Source organism: Limosilactobacillus difficilis, assembly GCF_947387495.1.
Classification (GTDB): Bacteria; Bacillota; Bacilli; order Lactobacillales; family Lactobacillaceae; genus Limosilactobacillus; species Limosilactobacillus difficilis.
On sequence record NZ_CANDNU010000070.1, the window covers coordinates 1 to 4,185 of the forward strand.

The 4,185-nt window shown below is 45.7% G+C and carries 5 protein-coding genes; 4 read left to right on the plus strand and 1 reads right to left on the minus strand.

Annotated elements, in window-relative coordinates; translation table 11 throughout:
* Positions 1-103: 103 nt before the first annotated feature.
* Genes QOR82_RS08775 through QOR82_RS08790 form a run of 4 tightly spaced genes read left to right on the plus strand, consistent with a single transcriptional unit; the run spans position 104 to position 3,033 of the window.
* Positions 104-706 carry a membrane protein gene (locus QOR82_RS08775; RefSeq protein WP_047768308.1) on the plus strand — a complete coding sequence of 201 codons (603 nt, stop codon included), beginning with the start codon at positions 104-106 and terminating at the stop codon, positions 704-706.
* 2 nt (positions 707-708) lie between these two features.
* On the plus strand, positions 709-1,464 hold the full coding sequence (locus tag QOR82_RS08780; RefSeq protein ID WP_047768306.1) for an energy-coupling factor transporter transmembrane component T: 756 nt from the start codon (positions 709-711) through the stop codon (positions 1,462-1,464).
* Positions 1,443-2,285: an ABC transporter ATP-binding protein gene (locus QOR82_RS08785; protein ID WP_283584370.1), complete on the plus strand. Its 843-nt coding sequence runs from the start codon at positions 1,443-1,445 to the stop codon at positions 2,283-2,285. Before QOR82_RS08780 ends, QOR82_RS08785 begins: the two co-directional genes overlap by 22 nt.
* On the plus strand, positions 2,266-3,033 hold the full coding sequence (locus QOR82_RS08790) for an energy-coupling factor ABC transporter ATP-binding protein (RefSeq protein WP_283584371.1): 768 nt from the start codon (positions 2,266-2,268) through the stop codon (positions 3,031-3,033). Before QOR82_RS08785 ends, QOR82_RS08790 begins: the two co-directional genes overlap by 20 nt.
* 182 nt (positions 3,034-3,215) lie before the next feature.
* Here the strand turns inward: QOR82_RS08790 and QOR82_RS08795 are convergent, their stop codons facing one another.
* Positions 3,216-3,782 (minus strand): DUF4767 domain-containing protein, encoded by a 567-nt coding sequence (locus tag QOR82_RS08795; protein WP_222258110.1) that lies wholly within the window; start codon positions 3,780-3,782, stop codon positions 3,216-3,218.
* Between the last annotated feature and the right edge of the window lie 403 nt (positions 3,783-4,185).

The following is a 4,185-nucleotide window of genomic DNA, read 5'->3' on the forward strand; positions in this document are numbered from 1 at the left end:
GATACCTGATGTCACGCCGAATGGCGTTTTTTATTTACCACCAACTGGGTGGCTAACTTCATTCTATAATCCACCGTTTTTTACCTAAAAGGAGAAATTATTAATGCAGAATAAATCAACATCGCATCATCCGTTATGGAAAATCACCCTATCGCCGGCAACCATTACATTAATTCCGGTGGCGGTTGGTATCAACTATGTAGCCAAGGCCTTTGCTGAAGGCTTGAAGCTCCCTGTTTGGCTTGGTTCTCTCGGTACCTTTCTCGCTAGCATGCTTGGGGGTCCCTTGGCTGGTGCCATCAGCGGTTTTACAAACAACATTATCTACAGTCTGACCCTTTCACCGATGTCTGGAGTTTATTCGATTACCAGCATTGCCATCGGCCTCACCGTCGGCCTCCTTTTCGCCCGGGGCTGGTTTAAGACAAAGAAGTGCATCTTACTCGCTGCCCTGGTAATTGCCGTTATTTCAGCAGTGATTTCAACCCCGCTAAATATCATCTTTTACGGCGGCCAAACGGGGATTGTCTGGGGTGATACTGTCTTTGCACTCCTTGTTGGCCATCACTTCCCGGTATGGGTAGCTTCTTTTCTGGACGAGTTCATGCTGGACATCTTAGATAAAATTGTGGTTGCCTACCTGGCGGCCTTCATTTACCATCAACTTCCCCAACGGTTAATCAGTTTCTTTAAGAAGGTTCGTTAAAAATGACAACTCTGACCTGGTTTCAACGCTTTGACCCCGTCACCAAATTATTACTGATTCTTTGCCTGGGACTCGCAAGCTTTGTCATTCCGACCTTGACAATCAACTGGCTACTTGTTTTTATTCTGTTTCTCTTAGCCATCTCGATTGGCAAGCTAAGTAGTCTAGTGAAGATCCTCAGCTTTAGTCTCTTTTTTATTGCAACGATGATCATAGTTCAGGGGCTAGTCAACCCCGGTAACCATACCCTGCTCTGGCGGATAGAGATTTTGAACTTTTACAAAGAAGGTGTCAATTATGCGCTCCTTCTTGGTAGCCGGCTATTGACAATCGTCCTTACCACCTTTTTCTTTATTGCGACGACTTCGGTAACAGAGAATGCCCGTTATTTGGAAAGCCAAGGGATTGCTTTTAAGAAAGTCTACATGTTCATTTCGGTCTGTTACATTCTCCCCCAAATGATGGCTAACTTGCACCAGATCAAGTTGGCCCAGCGTGCCCGGGGCATTGGCCAGCAAAAATCTTGGCTTTATCGTTTTAAAATGCTTTTCCCCATCTTAGTTCCTTTGGTCGTTAAAACGCTTGACCAAGCCATGACGAGAGCAATCGCACTTCAGCTACGTGAATACGATAATCCCCAGCGCCAGCCGCAGCCATTAATACATCATTACCTGCTCGCCAGGTTTAATCACTATCTCTTAAGTATCCTCATTATTATGCTAGGAGGAATGAAGGTTTGGCTTTTAATTCAAAAATAGTATTTTCCCACGTCAGTGTCTCTTATCCTGCTGCTAGTCAGCCCGCGCTCAAGGATTTCTCTATCCGCCTAACAAACAAACACATTATCGGAATCATCGGTAATAGTCGTGCTGGCAAGACAACTCTCTGTCACCTTCTCGCAGGTACCCTTCCTAAAATGGTTGATGGCGAGGTTAGCGGGCACTATCAGATTAACCAGTGGTCGCCACAGCAAGACTGGGGGGTCTATAACCACCAAACAGGCGTCGTCCTGCAAGATGCCAGCAGTCAACTAACTAGCTTTACCGAGACGGTTGCCGATGAACTAGCCTTTAACCTTATCAACCGTGGAATTCAGTCACAACAAATCAAGAAAAAAGTCCGTCGCGTTGCTCAATTATTCGGTCTTACAAACCAACTGACGCTATCACCAGCGGCTCTTTCCGGAGGACAAAAGCAGCGTTTAGCAATTGCCAGTGTCATTGTTACCGATCCGGCAATTTTAATCATGGATGATCCCACCAGTCAGATGGATTCCCGCGGGCGACAAATCTTCTTTCACTGGTTACAGCAAACAACGGCCCTCGTTTTTATCACGAGTTATGAGGTTGACGCTTTGGCGGAGGTTGCGGACGAACTTTGGCTCATGGATAAAGGACAACTTGTCGATCATGGCACCCCTTTTGCCGTGTTTAATCGCTTCACTAGCCCCCGAATCAAGCATCCGGTCTGCTGGCAACTAGCTAAAAAAATGGGGTGGGTGCTCCCGACGGATGGTCAGTCCTACCCCGTCAATTATCAACAACTAGAGGAGGCTTTTCATGCAGCTCAAGATTCATAATCTCCGTTTCTCATACCCGCAGCAACAATTCACGGTCAAAGCTGATCACCTAGATCTGCAGCCGGGATTGACCGCCATGATTGGCGAAAACGGGGCGGGCAAGTCAACCCTGTTTAAATTGCTCGGTGGCCTTGTTACCACTCACCAGGGAAAAATTACGGTTGACCAGCAGCCGTTGAAAGACTTCCTCAAAACCGAACGGGCACGCAAAATTGGCCTGGCGTTTCAGGATCCGGACGACCAATTTTTTAATAGTTCCGTTAAAAAAGAGGTTGAGTGGGAACTGCGCCAGTTAAAGGTTCCCGCAAAGAAGCGGTCAGAAACCGTTACGGCTGTTCTTAAAGAAACCAACCTTTCCCAACAGGCCCAGCAGAATCCCTATGATCTTTCATTATCGGATCGTAAATTGCTGAGTATTGCAACCGTTCTGGCTCCCAATCCGCAGATTGCCCTATTTGATGAACCAATGATTGCCCTGGACTGGCCAAGCCAGCAATTAGTCAGCCACATATTCACTAAATTGGCAAAACGGGGCCACACTATTTTAGTAATCAGTCATAACCTTGACTGGGTCGCGCAAAACGTTCCCCAGGTTATTGTGATGGGACGGGGAAAGGTTATCTTCGCCGGAAAAACCCGCGATTTTCTTCACCAACCGACCCTTGTTAAAAAAAGTAATCTGCTACTTCCCAAGGTTACCCGCCTGACAATGGCATTGGGCATCAATCCTCCACAATACCGCTTGTGACTAATAAGCTGAAGCTGAAAGAACATTGAAGAGTACCTCTAGGTGGTGTGTTTACCGCGAAAACGATCAATTGATATAAATTCGAGCGCACCTAAAACAAAAGGGGCTGGCGAGAAAATATAGCTTCTTGGCCCTTCCTAATTAGTCAACCAGAAGCACTAGCCGGTGAGCAGCTATTAGTTTTAAAATGAGCTGGAACCGCCCGCGGCGATCTTGGCGAAGTTACCAGAAACATCAGTGTTTTTAGTTGGTGTCCAATCGGGAGTTCCGTTCGTACTTTGGTCGACGAGAGCAACTGGCTCGCCGTCGTGAAATGCGAAGGCATAGGTAATATGCGTTGCCGCGTTGCCCGGCCGGTCGTAGTTGTAAATGGCGACGACGTTATATGCGTACGGGCCCTTCCCTGACGGTGCCCAGCCGATTGAATCATTCGTGCCATTAACGGTCGTTTGGCCAAATTCACTTGGGTACTCCATCCCTGACTTTGTCCCGATGTTTCCGTGACCACTGTATTTCTCGTATTGCTGGTTCATGGTCGGTGCCCAGTCATCCATAAACTGGGCCAGCTTTTGATCCTTACTGCTATTCCACGGTGTTGACGACTGGTTGTTGTTAACCGTGGCGGATGAACTGGTGCTAGAACTATCGGCTTCGTTGTGCTTAGCTGACGAACTATTTGTGCAACCGGATAGAATCAGGCCTGCCACCAGAACCACCGCCAGGGTATGTGTTAAACGATGTTTTTTCATTTTTCTCCCCCAAAACAAAAGTAACTTTTTCTTGAAATTTAGGTTTAGTATTAATAATCTAAACAATAGTGAAAAAACATACGGTAAGATTGCCAGAAGGTTATATGCTATTAGAAATAGCTTGGTTCATAATAAAGAAGGAGAAAATCATTTTAATCCATTGAATGATGAGGAAGATCTGAAAAAGGAAATTCTACTTATGAAAGCAATAGCAGAGACAGTGATCATTAAATATGGAACTACTGTAGAATGATTTAAAAGACTTGAAAACTGTTGCTATTCAGTCGGTTTAAGTATAATTGAGTACCATACTAATAGCGAAGAAGGGGGCTGTGACATAAGTCCCTAAAATGATAAAGCCCATTCGGAATTTGGCAAAAATTCTGAATGGACTTTTTTTAAT